This is a genomic window from Sphingomonas sp. (assembly GCF_041661885.1).
GTDB lineage: Bacteria > Pseudomonadota > Alphaproteobacteria > Sphingomonadales > Sphingomonadaceae > Sphingomonas.
The window spans coordinates 68847-84620 of sequence record NZ_JBAZTL010000009.1 but is presented as its reverse complement, the minus strand read 5'-3'; the positions used below and the strand labels follow the sequence as shown (position 1 = coordinate 84620).

The 15774-nt window shown below is 61.7% G+C and carries 15 protein-coding genes, 1 tRNA gene and 1 pseudogene; 8 read left to right on the top strand and 9 right to left on the bottom strand.

Annotated features, from left to right (window positions below; genetic code table 11):
- Positions 1-606, top strand: a pseudogene (locus WC704_RS16065) (hypothetical protein); the annotation flags it as partial.
- 49 nt (positions 607-655) lie between these two features.
- Positions 656-1552: a hypothetical protein gene (locus tag WC704_RS16060; RefSeq protein WP_372891713.1), complete on the top strand. Its 897-nt coding sequence runs from the start codon at positions 656-658 to the stop codon at positions 1550-1552.
- An 849-nt stretch (positions 1553-2401) separates the two neighbouring features.
- Here the strand turns inward: WC704_RS16060 and WC704_RS16055 are convergent.
- From WC704_RS16055 to cysS, 6 genes are all read right to left on the bottom strand, one after another.
- Positions 2402-2476, bottom strand: a tRNA-Glu gene (locus WC704_RS16055).
- A 226-nt stretch (positions 2477-2702) separates the two neighbouring features.
- On the bottom strand, positions 2703-4289 hold the full coding sequence (locus WC704_RS16050) for a class II 3-deoxy-7-phosphoheptulonate synthase (protein ID WP_372891711.1): 1587 nt from the start codon (positions 4287-4289) through the stop codon (positions 2703-2705).
- Positions 4290-4756: 467 nt separating this feature from the next.
- Positions 4757-5134, bottom strand: coding sequence for a hypothetical protein (locus tag WC704_RS16045; RefSeq protein ID WP_372891709.1), 378 nt, complete (start codon positions 5132-5134; stop codon positions 4757-4759).
- A 72-nt stretch (positions 5135-5206) separates the two neighbouring features.
- Entirely contained in the window at positions 5207-6142 is a 936-nt protein-coding gene (locus WC704_RS16040) for a D-2-hydroxyacid dehydrogenase (RefSeq protein ID WP_372891707.1), read from the bottom strand.
- Positions 6143-6177: 35 nt separating this feature from the next.
- Positions 6178-6624 (bottom strand): TM2 domain-containing protein, encoded by a 447-nt coding sequence (locus WC704_RS16035; RefSeq protein ID WP_372891705.1) that lies wholly within the window; start codon positions 6622-6624, stop codon positions 6178-6180.
- 66 nt (positions 6625-6690) lie between these two features.
- Positions 6691-8118: a cysteine--tRNA ligase gene (cysS, locus tag WC704_RS16030; RefSeq protein ID WP_372891703.1), complete on the bottom strand. Its 1428-nt coding sequence runs from the start codon at positions 8116-8118 to the stop codon at positions 6691-6693.
- Positions 8119-8271: 153 nt separating this feature from the next.
- Here cysS and rpsU point away from each other — a divergent pair, with 153 nt between their 5' ends.
- The 6 genes from rpsU (at position 8272) to rfbB (ending at position 12695) form a co-directional block, all read left to right on the top strand.
- Entirely contained in the window at positions 8272-8478 is a 207-nt protein-coding gene (gene rpsU, locus WC704_RS16025; protein WP_010162663.1) for a 30S ribosomal protein S21, read from the top strand.
- A gap of 83 nt (positions 8479-8561) precedes the next feature.
- Positions 8562-9137: an FKBP-type peptidyl-prolyl cis-trans isomerase gene (locus tag WC704_RS16020; RefSeq protein ID WP_372891700.1), complete on the top strand. Its 576-nt coding sequence runs from the start codon at positions 8562-8564 to the stop codon at positions 9135-9137.
- 1 nt (position 9138) lies between these two features.
- Positions 9139-9702, top strand: coding sequence for an FKBP-type peptidyl-prolyl cis-trans isomerase (locus tag WC704_RS16015; protein WP_372891698.1), 564 nt, complete (start codon positions 9139-9141; stop codon positions 9700-9702).
- Positions 9703-9820: 118 nt separating this feature from the next.
- Positions 9821-10690 (top strand): UTP--glucose-1-phosphate uridylyltransferase GalU, encoded by an 870-nt coding sequence (gene galU, locus WC704_RS16010; RefSeq protein ID WP_372891696.1) that lies wholly within the window; start codon positions 9821-9823, stop codon positions 10688-10690.
- Positions 10691-10764: 74 nt separating this feature from the next.
- Positions 10765-11646: a glucose-1-phosphate thymidylyltransferase RfbA gene (gene rfbA, locus WC704_RS16005; protein WP_372891694.1), complete on the top strand. Its 882-nt coding sequence runs from the start codon at positions 10765-10767 to the stop codon at positions 11644-11646.
- Positions 11643-12695: a dTDP-glucose 4,6-dehydratase gene (gene rfbB / locus WC704_RS16000; protein ID WP_372891692.1), complete on the top strand. Its 1053-nt coding sequence runs from the start codon at positions 11643-11645 to the stop codon at positions 12693-12695. The genes rfbA and rfbB overlap by 4 nt, the downstream gene beginning before the upstream one ends.
- Before the next feature lie 122 nt (positions 12696-12817).
- On the opposite strand, the gene WC704_RS15995 is transcribed toward rfbB, so the two are convergent.
- The 3 genes from WC704_RS15995 to WC704_RS15985 form a co-directional block, all read right to left on the bottom strand.
- Positions 12818-13261, bottom strand: coding sequence for a hypothetical protein (locus WC704_RS15995; RefSeq protein WP_372891690.1), 444 nt, complete (start codon positions 13259-13261; stop codon positions 12818-12820).
- A 392-nt stretch (positions 13262-13653) separates the two neighbouring features.
- A complete protein-coding gene (locus tag WC704_RS15990) occupies positions 13654-14364 on the bottom strand; it encodes a metallophosphoesterase (RefSeq protein WP_372891688.1) in 711 nt (236 codons plus the stop codon).
- Between the two features lie 115 nt (positions 14365-14479).
- Complete coding sequence (locus tag WC704_RS15985; protein ID WP_372891686.1) at positions 14480-15688, bottom strand: glycosyltransferase family 4 protein; 1209 nt, start codon at positions 15686-15688, stop codon at positions 14480-14482.
- Between the last annotated feature and the right edge of the window lie 86 nt (positions 15689-15774).

The window sequence follows — 15774 nt, the reverse complement described above, 5'->3', positions numbered from 1 at the left end:
CCGGCTTCCTGCTCCTTGATCATCCCGATGATCTGTTCCTCGGTGAAACGGCTCTTCCTCATTCGTCTGCTCCTTCCAGCGGGCAGACTCTACATCAGATCGAGGGAACCAACGGGGGGCAGGTCAGAGGGGATCGACCGAACCGCGGAATTTCCGATCCGCGCGGCCCGCTTGCTCTATGAACTCGTCCAGCACCTGAAAGGCTGGGTTTCGCTTTTCGAGCATTTGCCCGACCAGTCGCCGCATCGCAATTTTCCGGAGCGAGAGCGGTTTCCGGGCACGATCCCGCACGCGGCTGCGCTCGCGCTCGGCAGCGTTCTGGCTACCGTGGTCAATTCCCAGCGCATCGATCCCGGTGTCATCGAGACGCTCCATGAGGTCACGATCCGCGCGATCCGCGATCTTCATGACGATGGCGGTGAGATCGGGCGCATGCGGAGGTATCTTGTCGACGCTCTTCTCGGCGGCGGGCATAGCGACGCCGACATAGGCTATTGGAACAGGCTCGCCGCACTGCTCGGCACTGCGGATGACATACTCCAGCACGAGATCGACGACTATCACCAGGCGCTGGAACTCCGGCTTCATCCGCCAGATGCAGCCTGACCGTTCAAACCGCCCAGAAGTTGCCCGACCAACCGACCGGAGCATTCAATTGCAGTTCGAGACTAGCTGTTTTGCCAACCGGGTTCGCGGGATCGACCCTTTTTCCGGTTCCCCCGCCGACGCGATCGAGCGTTTTCTCTCGTCCGCAGCGGTGCTGATGAAGCGCGCCGTGTTCGAGCCGTTGATGTCAGGCTACAACTTCATGCGCTTTAGCGCGATGAACGAGATCGTCATCGAAGCACATGATGCCGCGGCGATGGCGTTGGGACGCCAGGCCTTATTCTCATACACGCGCCACATCATCGACGATGATGACTGCTACGCCGAGGACGCGCTCAACTATCTGACAAACCGGCGCCAGCCCGCCGTCGAGCGATTGAGTTTCCTCGAGTTACTCCTGTGTGCGGCTGAGCCGCGGTTCGGGCCGCGCCTGGCGCCAGTCGCGGCGACAATCTCCGACATGCTCCAGGCCCAGTCACTACGCCTCATCTATCGCAATGGCAGGTTCGACCCGTCGGATGGTCCGGCCGTGGAACAGGCCGTCCATGACCCCTTCTGGGATCTCATCGTCGATGCTCGCTGGGATAATGTCCGAACTGACATGCAACAAGCCCTCGCACTTCGCGACAATGGTGGCCCCAATCCCGCACTTTACGCCGCGCGCGCTCTCGAAAGTACGGTGAAGATCATTAGCGGCCAGAAGGGCTGGCTTACAGGTCGCGAACGCGGAGCGGCAAACGTGATCGATACACTGGTCAGTGCACGAAACGGTCGGTTTATCGAGCCGTGGGAAGCGGAGATGCTGAAACGTTTCTTCGCAGACGTCCGCAATCCAGACGCGCACGGCGCAGGTGCCGCCCCGCAGCCCCAACTTACGCCGGTTCAAACCTCATGGGCGATCGAGTTTTGCATGATTTCCATCAAGAGCCTTTTGCAACGTTTATGAGGCTTCCCCGAGATCCTTGGTCATTCATTCCTCTGCTACGCGACAAATCGGCGCGATCTGTCATGCCTTCGGTGCGAAATGTTTCGAGAAATACTCGATGACGGCCGAATCCTGGGTCCCTTGCAGTGGATCCCTGCTGCGTGGCCATCGTCGAAACCGGCAACGACAGCTGGCGCTTCAAGCACCGCAGCTGACGCCGGGAGCATCCGACAGAGAACGCTTCGCGCTGGTTGCGCTCCGGTCGGGCTACGCCCGCCCTACGCCGCAAACAGCGCGAATGGTGCGCCCATCATAACCGTCACGCCGCTCGACGAAGGGGGTCTCTTTTTGGACCCCGATTGACAGCGTGGCCGAAAGGGGGCGTTGTCAGGCATGGTAGGCGCTCAGCAATTCTGGTGCGTCACCGGCATCTCAATGCCGATTTGGGCTCTATAGTGCATGCGTCGGCACTAGAGTGCCCTACCTATTGCGGGCAAAAACCAGATGGGTCACTTTGCTTTTACGAAGAGTGCGGCGATTCCTCGGGAAGATAAAACAACGCCAAGAGCTGACGGTAGATGGGTGAATGTGATGCCAATTCGGTTCATAACCATGGCTGAGATTGTAGCGCACGAGGCGAACGATCAGCCTCATACACATCATTTTGCCAGGGGAGGGCGCGTGCATCCCAAGGAAAATCCGTAGGAAGGATTATCTACAAGGGACTTACAGGAATCGAACTGCTCACCCAGAAAAATACAGTGATTTCAGATGTTTATGATGGAGGCAGAAGAGGCGTTTAAAGGCAAAAGGAGCGATCGAACCCTAAGTCACTGAGAACGCGCGTAAAAACGCCACAGCTGATTGCTATGGTGACCCCTACGAGAATCGAACTCGTGCTTTCGCCGTGAGAGGGCGACGTCCTAACCGCTAGACGAAGGGGCCGTGAGGCGGAGGAGCGGCCTTACCGATCCCGTTCCCTTGCGTCAAGCGACGTGCCATGTCGGCGGAACCTGCCCGGCGAGCGGGCGTTTCCCTAGCCGATACCGCCTGCATCTGCGGAGTGGCGTAATGGGAGGATTTCCGATGCTGTGGACCATCGTCGTCGTGGTGGTGGTGCGCCTGCTTCAGGGACGCAGCGCGCTTTAACGGGCGCGGAGCGCGCGGGGGCTCACGCCGCCGCGCGCCGCCGTTCCGCCATTTCCACGTTCAGCATTTCCGCAAGCAGGAAAGCGAGCTCGATCGACTGGCCCGCGTTGAGCCGCGGATCGCAATGCGTGTGATAGCGATCGGCGAGCGATTGCTCGGTCACGTCGACCGCGCCGCCGGTGCATTCGGTGACATTCTGCCCGGTCATCTCGGCATGAATACCGCCCGCGATTGAGCCTTCCGCGCGGTGAACCGCAAAGAAGCCGCGCACTTCGGCCAGGATGCGGTCGAACGGGCGCGTCTTATAGCCCGTCGCTGCCTTCACCGTATTGCCGTGCATCGGATCGCAGCTCCACACCACCGGATGCCCTTCGCGCAGCACCGCGCGCACCAATTTGGGCAGGCCCGCCTCGATCTTATCATGGCCATAGCGCGTAATCAGCGTCATGCGGCCGGGCACGCGGTTGGGGTTGAGCGTGTCGAGCAGGCGCAACAGCGCGTCGGGCTCAAGGCTCGGGCCGCACTTCATGCCGATCGGATTGCCGATGCCGCGCAGATATTCGACATGCGCGCTGCCTTCGAAGCGCGTGCGATCGCCGATCCACAGGAAGTGCGCGCTGGTGTCGTACCAGTCACCCGTCAGCGAATCCTGCCGCGTCAGCGCCTGTTCGTAGCGCAGCAGCAGCGCCTCATGGCTGGTGTAGAAGCGCGTCTGCGCCAGTTGCGGGACGGTTTCGGGGCTGATCCCGCACGCCGCCATGAAGTCGAGTGCTTCGCCGATACGATCGGCGGTTTCGGCATATTTCTTGGCCCACGGGCTGCGGCCCATATAATCGAGCGTCCAGCGATGCACTTGCGCGAGATTAGCATAGCCGCCGCCAGCAAAGGCACGCAGCAGATTGAGCGTCGCCGCCGACTGGCTGTACGCGCGGATCATCCGCTGCGGATCGGGCAGGCGACCTTCGGGCGTGAACTCGATATCGTTGACGATGTCACCACGATAGGCGGGCAATTCCACGCCGTTCTGCACTTCGACATCGGACGAGCGCGGCTTGGCGAATTGCCCCGCCATGCGGCCCAGCTTCACCGTCGGCAGCTTCGACGCGAAGGTCAGCACCACCGCCATTTGCAGAATGACGCGGAAGGTGTCGCGGATGGTGTTGGCGCTGTGCTCGGCAAAGCTCTCGGCGCAATCCCCGCCTTGCAGCAGGAATGCCTTGCCCTCGGCGACGCGCGCGAGATCCGCGGTGAGGTTGCGCGCTTCGCCCGCAAACACCAAAGGCGGGAAGCTGGCGAGCGTGTCGGTCGCCGCGTCCAGCGCCGCCGCGTCGGGATAAGTGGGCATCTGGCGGGCATCGGCGCGCGTCCAGCTATCGGGGGCCCAACTGCTCATGTCATTCTCCGTGCGAATCGAAATGTACCAATCGGCATGGGTGGCGATGCCATTGGCCGCGATCTGATTGACGACCGGGCCGCTGGCGCGCTTGCCCTCTTCTTCCCAGCCCTGGACGGTGGAGCCGGGTGCGCCGTACCACGCCCCGAACGCCGCCCGGCTGAGCGCGCGCTCTTCGCGAAAGTGCTTGATCTTGAGGCCGGCCATCGTCGTCATGGGCGGCCCATTACCCAATTGGGGTAAGTGCGGCAAGCGGGAATTTTCCTGGACGGGGTAAATTGGGATTTGGGATGAAGTGGGGCGAGAGGGATTGGTGGGAAGCTGCCGTTCCACGTATCGCACCTATGGAGTAGTGCGCACCTTCGGGGTGTATGGGCGGCTGGAACGAAGCGCCCATGTGCAACCTGCGTAGAGTACGATGGCAACTTGGGTCATGCGCCACGCATAATTTTGCCAGCCATAATATGCCTGCATCCCATCCCAGACATGGTAGGCAAATATCGTCGCGACGAGGATTACCCACGGGATAATCGCTAGCAACGCGGCTCTACGCCAAGTCATTCGACGCCCCTTTAATATACATCTACCAAATCCAGATTATCCGTCATGGCTACCGACCGCAACTGGGCGGGTGCGGCGGGGCGGCCGTGTCGCGAGTTGGTGGGAAGCGGTCGTCGAATTTATCAACATGGACCATGCCAGAACACGCCCTTGCTGACCGCTGAATAGCATTCACCGAGCATCGGCAGATCACGGCGTTGCTTGGCAACGTGATAGCCCCATCCTCCGTCGAAATAGGATTTGATAAGGACATCGACGCCCCACGTATGGACCGTCACGCTCTCTGGGTGAAGGCTCGCGATGGCAGCAGGCCATTGGTTCTGCGGAACTTGGGTATAATACCGCGAAGACTCGGCGGGGTGTGTCGCCATCAATAATCTGGCTTCGGTTTCAACCGTCTGCAACGTCGCTAAATTAGAAACGGGCCGATGGCAACCGCCGAGCAGTGTCGTCGCCGCAAGCGTAGCGAGTACAATAAAGCGGGTGGTCCAATGGCGCATCGGTGCGACTAAGCACGTTATTGTCGCGACCGCTATTGGGCAATTTCTTCCTGACGCTATGAATCAGGCCCCTTAATACCCAGCCCCCAAATCCACGACATTCTCCATTGGCTTGCCCGCCAGGAATGCATCGAGGTTGCGCAGGAACAAGGCGGCGGCGCGCTGGAACATTTTGGTCTGGCTGCGGCCCGACAGGTGCATGCTGTGGATCGTGTTGGGCGCGGACCATAAGGGGTGGTCGGCGGGCAGCGGCTCGGGCGTGACGGTGTCGAGGAACGCCCCGGCGATCGTCTTTTTGGTCAGCGCTTCGAGCAGCGCGTCCTGATCGACCATGTCGCCGCGCGCGATGTTGATGAGCCAGGCGTCGGGTTTCATCGCGGCGAGCTCGTCCGCGCCGATCAGCGTCTTGGTCGCGTCGGTCGAGGGGGCGGCGAGGACCACCCAGTCGAAATCGCCGAGCCGCGCTTTCCACGCATCGGGCGTCAGCGTGCCGCCCTGGCCCGAGCGGGTTACCCCCGTGACCGCGACACCGAAGGCGGCCAGCCGTTCGCCGATCAAGCGCCCGATCGCACCATAGCCGACGATCAGCGCGGCTGTGTCGAACAGTTCGAGGCGCCCCGGCGCATAATCGGGCCATTCGTGGCGGTCGGCGCTGCGCACCACCCTGTCGAAGCGCTTAGCGGCGGCAAGAATGCCGAGCACGGCATATTCGGCAACCGCGATGGCATTGATGCCGGCACCGTTGGTGACCACCGTCCCGCGCGCGGCGAGTGTCGGCAAATCGAGCGACTCGACCCCGGCGATCGCGGTGAACAGCCATTTGAGCGATGCGCCCGCCGCCACGGCTTCCGGGGTCAGCCCGTGGGGATAGAGGTCGACCCAGCCGATTTCGGCATCGGCCATTGCGGTCGTCGCTTCCTCGCGCGTCATGACCCAGGTCACGTCCAGCCCCGCTGGCAGACGCGGCTCCAGCAAAGCGCGCGCTAGGGCGGGGAGAACGGCCTTCATGGAATTTTCCTCTCCAGTACCATCACTTGGGGCAATCAGAACCAGGATGCGTCGCCCTCGACATATTTGTGCTGGAACGCTTCATCCGGGGTGATGAGGTAAATGATGAATTCGACAAAGGCGACCAGCGCGTTGATGGCTCCGGGCAAAATCAGGAACCAGCCGATCGTGCCGCACAGCAGCATGATGACGCCGGCAGTGGTCTTGCCCAGATAGAATTTGTGAATGCCGAATCCGCCAAGGAAAAAGGCAAGCAGCGCGGCAACGATGCGGTTCTTGTCGGCCACCATCGTGCTGCCGCCGCCGATGACATAAATTGCCTTCGCATGATCTTGAAAGGCTTCGAAATCGACCCTCTGTCCGGGTTGTGGCGGTACGCGCTGACGCCAATCCTCGGTGCGAAAGGGATAACGCTGGCCATTCTCCGATGAAATCATCCCTTCGCCCGAATGGGTGTCGAAACCCAGCACGCGTCCCTGCATGATCTATTCCCCCGCCTGATGTGCGGGCAAGCTTAACGCGCGCCGGGCGGAAGAAAAGGGGGGTGTTCAGAGCGCCAATTTCCAGTCCCAGGCCAGCGCATCACCATCCATCACCTCGACTCCGGCAGCGGCAAGCGCATCGCGAATTTCGTCTGATCGGGCGAAGTTCTTCGCCGCACGCGCTTCTTTTCGGGCGGCGAGCTGCGCGTCGATTTCGGCTTCGGTCACGATCGCGGTCACCGGGCGCACGCGCAATTCGGTGCGGGTCAGCGTGGTGAGATTGAGGCCAAGCACCGCATCGAAATCGCCGAGCGCCTGCAACCGAGTCGCGGGCGACAGGCGCTTGTCCGCCAGCAGCTCATCCAGCACCGGCAGCGCACGCGGGGTGCCCAGATCATCGCCGACCGCTTCCTCCAGTCGCGCCAGATACGGTTCGGCATCGCCCTCCCGCGTGCCGTCATCGCGCGCGCGCAAGCCATCGCGCGCGATCACCAGCCGCTTCAGCCGCGTGAAGGCGGCGGCAAGGTTCTCCCACGTAAATTCCAACTCGCTGCGATAGTGCGCCTGCAGGCACATCATGCGGTAGGCGAGCGGATGAAAGCCCGCATCGACCAGCGTCTGCAAGCGCAGGAACTGACCCGTAGACTTGGACATCTTGCCGCCGCGATCCACCAGGAAGTTATTGTGCATCCACAGCCGCGCGCCGGTATCGTCGCAACGGCAAAACGCCTGATTCTGCGCGATTTCGTTGGGATGGTGGATCTCGCGGTGGTCGATCCCGCCGGTGTGGATGTCGAACGGGTGGCCAAGATGCTGCAGGCTCATCACCGAGCATTCGAGATGCCAGCCGGGCGCGCCCTTGCCCCACGGCGAATCCCATTCCATCTGCCGTTGTTCGCCGGGGGGAGAACGCCGCCAGATCGCGAAATCGTGCGGATGGCGCTTGCCCGAGACCGGATCGATCCGGCTTTCGCCCGCATCGGAGACCGCGCGCGCGAGGCTGCCATAATCGGGCACGCGGGTGGTGTCGAAATACAGACCGCCCTCGATGAGATAGCAATCCTGCTCGATTCGCCTGGCGAATTCGATCATTTGCGGGATGTGGTCGGTGGCGACGGTCCATTCGGCGGGCGGGTCGATGTTGAGCCGCGCTACGTCTCCCTTGAACGCCGCTGTATAATGCGCGGCGATTTCCCAGATCGACTTGGCCTGCGCGGCGGCGGCCTTTTCCATCTTGTCGTCACCGGCATCGGCGTCCGAGGTCAAATGCCCGACATCGGTGATGTTAATGACATGCTTGGTCGGGAAACCCTTCCAGCGCAGCACGCGCCCGAGCGTATCGGCAAACAGGAAGGCGCGCATGTTGCCGATATGCTGATAGTTATAGACCGTCGGCCCGCAGGTGTAGATCCGCACCAGGCGTGGATCGATCGGGACGAACGGCTCCAGCGAGCGCGTGAGGCTGTTATAGAAGGTGAGGGGGCTGCTGCTCATTGTGCCCGCTTACAGACCGCCCCGGCCCAAAGTCACGTAAAAGGTGCGGTATGCCTTGAAACTTCGGGCTTCGCCGTGTAGGGCGCACGCCTTGCGACGCGGACCTCATGTTCGCGGCGGCGCTTTTCTATCGATTCGGAGCTGTTCGGGTTTATGCAAATCATCGTACGCGACAACAATGTCGACCAGGCGCTGCGCGCGCTCAAGAAGAAGCTGCAGCGTGAGGGCGTCTATCGCGAGATGAAGCTGCGCCGTCACTATGAGAAGCCGAGCGAGAAGCGCGCTCGTGAGCGTGCCGCCGCCGTTCGCCGCGCGCGCAAGCTCGAGCGCAAGCGTATGGAACGCGACGGCGCACGGTAAGATCATGATCGGGCGGGCGCTGATGCCCGCCACGACCTGATTTTGCCTGCCTATCTTTCTCGACCCCCTGCCCGGGAGCCACCATGTCGATCACCGCTGTCCCGCTAAAGCCCGTGAAGCGGAGCATTTTGGTGTATCTGTGGCTTGGCATCGCCGTTGCGCTGGTCGCGGCGGTTGCGCTGGCGTTCCAGACCCCGAGCGATCCGGCCACCGCCTTCCTCGCGCATAATGCGCGGGCAAAGGGTGTGGTGACGACTCCGTCGGGCCTGCAATATCAGGTGTTGACGCCCGGCACCGGAACGAGCCCGACCGACGCGGACGTGGTCCTGATCCTCTATGAGGGCCGTCTGCTCAACGGGACGGTCTTCGACAAATCGCCACAGCCGACCCCGATCGAAGTTGGTGGTGTTGTACCCGGGTTCAGCGAGGCGCTGAAGCTGATGAACAAGGGCGGCAAATATCGCCTGTGGCTCAAGCCAAGCCTGGGTTATGGCGATCATGTGCCGCCGGGCGGCCCGATTCCCGCCAACGCCGTGCTGGTCTTTGATGTCGAGTTGCTCGATGCGATGCCGGTACTGAAATACAAGCAAATGCAGCAGATGATGCAGCAGCAGGGTATGATACCCCCGGGTGCTGGCGGTCCGCCAACTGGCCACTGAGATGCGCTCGTTCGTATTTGCTGTCGGCCTGGCGGCGGTTGTTCTGACGGGCGGGGTTGCACAGGGTCGAGCCCGCAAACCGCTCCCGCGGCGCGCGGCACCTGCGGCATCAGCCCCGCTTTCGGCGGAGGCGTTCCTTGCTGCCAACGCGCGCGTTCGCGGCGTCATCCAAACCGCATCGGGCCTGCAATATCGGGTGGTAAAGCCCGGGGCCGGGACCGAAAAGCCGGGGGACGGGGACGTCACCTTGATCAATTATGTCGGCAAGTTGACCAACGGCACCATCTTCGACCGGAGCGCGCAACCCACGCCCTTGCCGGTCGCGGGGGTGGTGCCCGGTTTTGCCGAGGCGTTGAAAGCGATGCCGCGCGGCGCGCACTATCGGGTATGGATCAAACCGAGTCTGGGATATGGCGAGGCGGGCGCGGGGCCGATCCCACCGGGCTCGGTGCTGGTCTTCGACATCGATTTGATCGATTTCGTTTCGCGAGCGACGTTTGAACAAATGCGGCAGCAGCAACGCGCTGACCCCGAACAGGCAAAGGCCGCTCCGCCGGGGCAGTGACGGGCTGTGGTGGCGCGTTGACGCCGCAGGGGCGCAATTTAAGCAGATGCAATATCTGGCGCGGGCGCTATCTGCGTAACAACCATTCCTTGGTTGCTGATGTCATCTCGGAGGAAAAATGACCGTTCGCCCGTTGCGTAAAGCCGTCTTCCCTGTGGGTGGCCTCGGTACCCGCTTTCTGCCCGCAACCAAGGCGATGCCGAAGGAAATGTTACCGGTCGTCGATCGACCGCTTATTCAATATGCGGTGGATGAGGCGCTCGAAGCCGGAATCGAGCAAATGATTTTCGTCACCGGTCGCGGCAAATCGGCGATCGAGGACCATTTCGATATCGCCTACGAACTCGAAGCGACGATGACCGCGCGCGGCAAATCGCTGTCGATCCTGGATGCCACGCGTCTCAAACCCGGCGCAGTCGCTTATGTGCGGCAGCAAGAACCGATGGGCCTTGGCCACGCGGTGTGGTGCGCGCGTGATATTGTCGGCGACGAACCTTTCGCGGTTTTGCTCGCCGATGATTTCATGGTCGGAAAGCCCGGTTGCCTGAAGCAGATGGTCGATGCCTATATGCAGGTCGGCGGTAACGTCATTTGCGCTCAGGAAGTGCCCGATGACCAGACGCACATGTATGGCATCATCACACCCGGTGCCCGAATGGGCGCTTTGACCGAGGTTACCGGATTGGTCGAAAAGCCGGCGGCGGGCACGGCTCCGTCCAACCTGTCGGTCATCGGTCGCTATATCCTCCAGCCCGAAGTGATGCGTGTGCTCGAAACGCAGGGCAAGGGAGCGGGTGGCGAAATCCAGTTGACCGACGCGATGGCGGGGATGATCGGAGAGCAACCGTTTCACGGCCTGACCTTCGACGGCAAGCGTTATGACTGCGGGGACAAAGCAGGGTATGTTACGGCCAATCTCGCAGTGGCGCTTGGCCGCGCCGACATTGGCGACACCGTCCGCGCCTTCGCCGTGGATGTGCTTAAATAGACGCGATGCGTGCGGTAAAGAGCCTTAACCATTGCGCATTAAACCGAGTGCGCAATGGTATGGGCTAGGGGCGCATGAAGGGCATCATTCTGGCGGGAGGTGCGGGCACGCGCCTCTATCCCGCGACGTTGGCGCTGTCGAAGCAATTGCTGCCCGTGTTCGACAAGCCGATGATTTATTATCCGCTATCCGTCCTGATGCTGGCGGGTATTCGCGATATTCTGATTATTTCGACACCACGCGATTTGCCGATGTTTCAACTTTTGTTGGGCGATGGGTCGGCCTTCGGCATCACGCTTTCGTACCTCGAACAACCCGAACCGGGTGGTCTGCCGCAAGCCTATATTCTTGGGGCCGAATTTCTGGCCGGGGAGGGGTGTGCACTGATCCTTGGCGACAATATCTTCCACGGGGATGCGCTGGGGGCGAAGTGCCGCGCCGCAGCCCAGGCAGCGCAGGCCGGGGGGGCGACGGTGTTCGCATATCACGTCGATGATCCTGATCGCTACGGCGTCGTGTCATTCGACCCGGCGGACGGGCGTGTGACACGGATCGAGGAAAAGCCGCGCCTACCCGAGACCAATTGGGCGGTGACGGGGTTGTATTTCTGTGATGCCGACGTGGTCGAAATTGCACGCGGGTTGAAACCGTCGGCACGGGGTGAGCTTGAAATCGTCGACGTCCTGAAGGCTTATCTCGCGCGGGATGCGCTGACCGTTACCCGCCTTGGGCGCGGTTATGCGTGGCTCGACACGGGGACGCATGATTCGTTGCACGATGCGTCCTCCTTTGTGCGGACGATTGAACGGCGGCAGGGGATCAAGATCGCCTGTCCCGAGGAAGTTGCGCTTGATCTGGGATGGCTCGATGCCGAGCAAGTGCTGGCGCGCGCCGACATGATGGGCAAGACCGCCTACGCCACCTATCTGCGCGCCTGCGCCAGGGCAATGCCGTGAGCAGGCCGCCTGCGGCTGTGGCGGATGGCTATGATCGCTGCATACTCGTAACCGGGGGGGCAGGTTTCATCGGCTCGGCGGTTTGTCGCCATCTGGTTCGCGGCGGGCGGACGCGCGTGATCAATCTCGACAAGCTGACCTATGCCGCGTCGCTCTCCGCACTGGCTGAGGTCGAACAGTCGCCATGCTATCGCTTCGTGCAGGGCGACATTGGCGACCGCGCGCTGGTCGGGCGGATACTGGCGGAGGAACGGGTCGATGGCGTCATGCATCTGGCGGCCGAAAGTCATGTCGATCGCTCGATCGATGGGCCGTCGGTGTTTGTCGAAACCAATGTAACCGGCACCTTTCATCTGCTCGAAATGGCGCTCGACCATTGGCGAACCCTGACCGGGGAAGCAAAAGCGCGCTTTCGCTTTCACCACGTCTCGACCGACGAGGTATTCGGCGATTTACCGTTCGATTCATCGCGGTTTGACGAAGCATCGCCCTATCGGCCGTCATCCCCGTATTCGGCGTCCAAGGCGGCGTCCGATCATCTCGTCCGTGCCTGGCACCATACTTACGGGTTGCCGGTGGTGCTTTCGAACTGCAGCAACAATTATGGTCCGCACCAATTCCCCGAAAAGCTGATTCCGCTGACGATCATGCGAGCGGCGGCGGGGCAGACGTTACCGGTTTATGGCACGGGCGAAAATGTACGCGACTGGCTGCATGTGGAGGATCATGCGCGGGCGCTGGAGACGGTGTTGCGCTGTGGTGTGGTCGGGGAAACCTATGTAATCGGTGGACGCACCGAATGCAGCAACATCGCGGTCGTAACCCGGATCTGCGACTTGCTCGACAGTAAGATGCCGCTGCCCGACGGCACGCCGCATCGCGCACTGATTCGGATGGTTGCCGATCGACCCGGCCATGACCGGCGCTACGCGATCGATCCAAGCCGGATCGAGCGTGAACTGGGCTGGCGTGCCGAGATCGATTTTGCGCGGGGCTTGGCGACAACGGTTGATTGGTATCTTGAGCGCGCCCGCGGTAGCGCTGGTTAAAGGGCGCGGCACCGCCCGCACCGTCAGTCACATCATCCATCCGCACGCGAGCAAAGCACCGATGCAAAAAGGGGCCGGACTTGCGTCCGACCCCCCGAGACTGTGCCGTCAGGCCCTAGAGACTAGGGGCTAACCGACTTGGTGCTGGTGTTGCTGGTCGCAGCGGCAACGCCGCCGCCAATTGCCAGAAGAGCCAGGCCACCGATGATGTAACCGGTCGAACCACCGCCAGCGGCTTCACCGGCAGCGGTTTCGCCATCCTGAGCTGCGGTGAACGACTGCGCTGCTGCACAGCCGGTGGTGCCAACCGAAAGGATCGAGGTCGGAGCCAGAGCAACCTTGCAGCCCTGCATCGCAACCGAAGCCTTGGCCGAACCACGCGTGATAACGCGATCGCCAGCGAACAGAGCCTGACCAGCCTGCGCCGGGATCAGCTTGCCGTCGCGGGCAATGACGGTGCCCTGCGAAGCCGCGGTCAGCGTGCCAGCGGCCTGCTCCGACGCCGCGAACAGCGGAGTGGAAAGGCTTGCCATCACGATGGCGGCGGTCACCTTTGAAAATTTCATTATACAGTCTCCTCCTGAACCGCGTGGAAGTAGGCTCACCCCTTTGCGGATAGCTTTCCTTACGTAATTTGTCCACCCTATAAACGCTCGCACCTGCACAACGCGCTGTATCGATAATAGCGCAAAAGTGCGGCCTTAGTTCCCTCCATCTTTTCCGAAATGCGGTCTGCGCAAAGCGGACGAAGCAGGCCGGGTGTTTCGAGGCGCTATTTGTACAACGCGTTGATGCGGGTAGAAAAATATCGTTAAAAAATCGCTGCGCCGCGATCGGTGCCGCGATCTTCATGTTGCAGCACCGACACTAGCGCCAAAATATGACACAATTGCTGCGACCGCGAGCGCATCGTCTTGCCGCGCGCCCGATGGGAAATCGAACGCGTTGACCTTCGGCGCTAGAGCCGAGCCTCCAGAAACCGACGATCGGTGCCCTCGACGCACAGGGCGGTCAGCGCGCCGCCGTTATAGGCCCCGGTATCGATCCCGATTCGGTTGGCCTGCTGATCCGGCACCGTCGAAATGGTGTGTCCGTGAACCACCATGTGGGGGAAGCGCGCAGGGCTGTCGAGGAAGTCTTCGCGTATCCAGTGCAGGTCCTGCACGGTTTGTTCCTCGATCGGCACGCCGGGCCGGATGCCGGCATGGACGAACAGATAGTCGCCGAGCAGGAAGCTGTCGGCAAACTCTTCGATGAAGGACAGATGTTCTTTGGGAATGACCGCTTGAATCCGTGCCTGTGCGCGCTTCGAATCCAGATCGCGAATCTCGTCTGCGTCGAGGCCATAGCTTTCGATGCACTCCTGCCCGCCAAAGGCGAGCCAGTCCTGAATTTTTTCGGGGTGTGCGCCAAGGATGCGCAGCAGCATTTCCTCGTGATTGCCTGCGAGGAAAATCGGGTTGGGCAGAAATTCCTTTGCCTTGATCAGGAAGTCCAGCACGCCCCGGCTATCGGGCCCACGGTCAATCAGATCGCCCAGAAAGACGATATATTCGCGCTGGCACGGCCGATCGCGGCTGTCTTGCTCGATCGTGTCGAGCAGCGCGCGCAGCAAGTCCAGCCGTCCGTGCACGTCGCCAATGGCGTACGCACGGGTATTGGGCGGCACTGCAAAGTCCGTTTTGCGCGGCGTAATTTGGAAGAGTCTGCTAAAAATACCCACAGGTGGCCTTTAGCGGATGTGACAGGACAAAAACCAGTCCTCACGGTGCGATACGCGTGAATTACCCTGCGGAAGCGGGCGGATCGAGCACCGCGAGCCAATCCTTGCCGATGCTTTCCTCATCGGCGGAATCGTCCTCCGCCATTGCCATGCGGCGCAGCATCGCGGGGTCTGCGACGCAACACAGCAAGGCTTTGCGAATCGCCTCCGGTGTAACGTCGTCCAGCAACAGGCCATTGACCCCGTCGCGGACCACGTCGCCGCAATTGCGCGATGCGATCACCGGGAGTTGCCGCGCCCTCGCTTCGACTTGCGTCACGCCAAAGCCATCCGAATAGGTTGGCAGGATGAAGACGTCGGCCCGATCATAATAATGATCGGCTTCGGCCTGCGGAACCGATCCATGCAGCGACACGCGCGAGTCGGCTGCAATATCATCGGGAATCGGCATATCGACCGGGCCGACAAAGTCGAAATGGATCGGCGTCGTCGGGTCGATCCAACGGATCGCTTCGAACAGCGGCAATACGCCCTTGCGCACGATCACTTGCCCCAGGAACAGAACGTGCAAGGGGCGCTCCGCCGAGAAAGCCGCGGGATAAGCGCGGTTTACTCGCGCGCGTTCGATCCCGTCATAGACCAGCGGAATGATCCGGATTTTGGCATCCGGCACGCCGCGCGCGACCAACGCCGTGCGCGACCATTCCGAATTGACGACGATAACATCGGCCAGCTCGGTTTCGGCGCGCCACTCCGCCCAATATCGGGCGGGCCAGGTCGGCACTTCGGTATCGGGGTGCAGCGAGGCGACGAGATCCTCTTCGAACGGCCCGGGATCGATTTGGTTGAGCACGGTCGTCCAGCCGCGCGATTTGGCATAGGCAAAGAGATCGCGAGACGCATAACTGAACCCGGAAACGACGCGGGGCGGCCCGTTTGCAACGCGCATCAATCGTTTCACCGCCACCCGCTGAAACCAGGCGTTGCGCGCCATCATGTGCTCGATCGCGCTGGCACCGTTGATTCGTTGCCCCGCCTCGAACATCAATCCACCAAGATTGGGAGCCCAGACGCGCGTCGCAGGCAGCGCGGGGCTGAAGCGCCCCTGCATTCGCCCGGTGCGCGCCAGCGGATGGCCCGGGGCATACCATGCGTCCGTAATCAACAGGTCCAGCGCGCCGACCGCGTCCAGCGCACGGGGGATGAAGTACCGCTGCCGGGCACCAATCTGGGCAAAAATCCAGTTTCGCGCTGTCGGTCGGTCGAGCATCAATAGAGCACCAGTTTGTCCCCGCGTAGACTGCGCTGTAGAGCCTGTGCGGCGCAACGCAATCATCCCCTGCAGGCCCGCCCTCG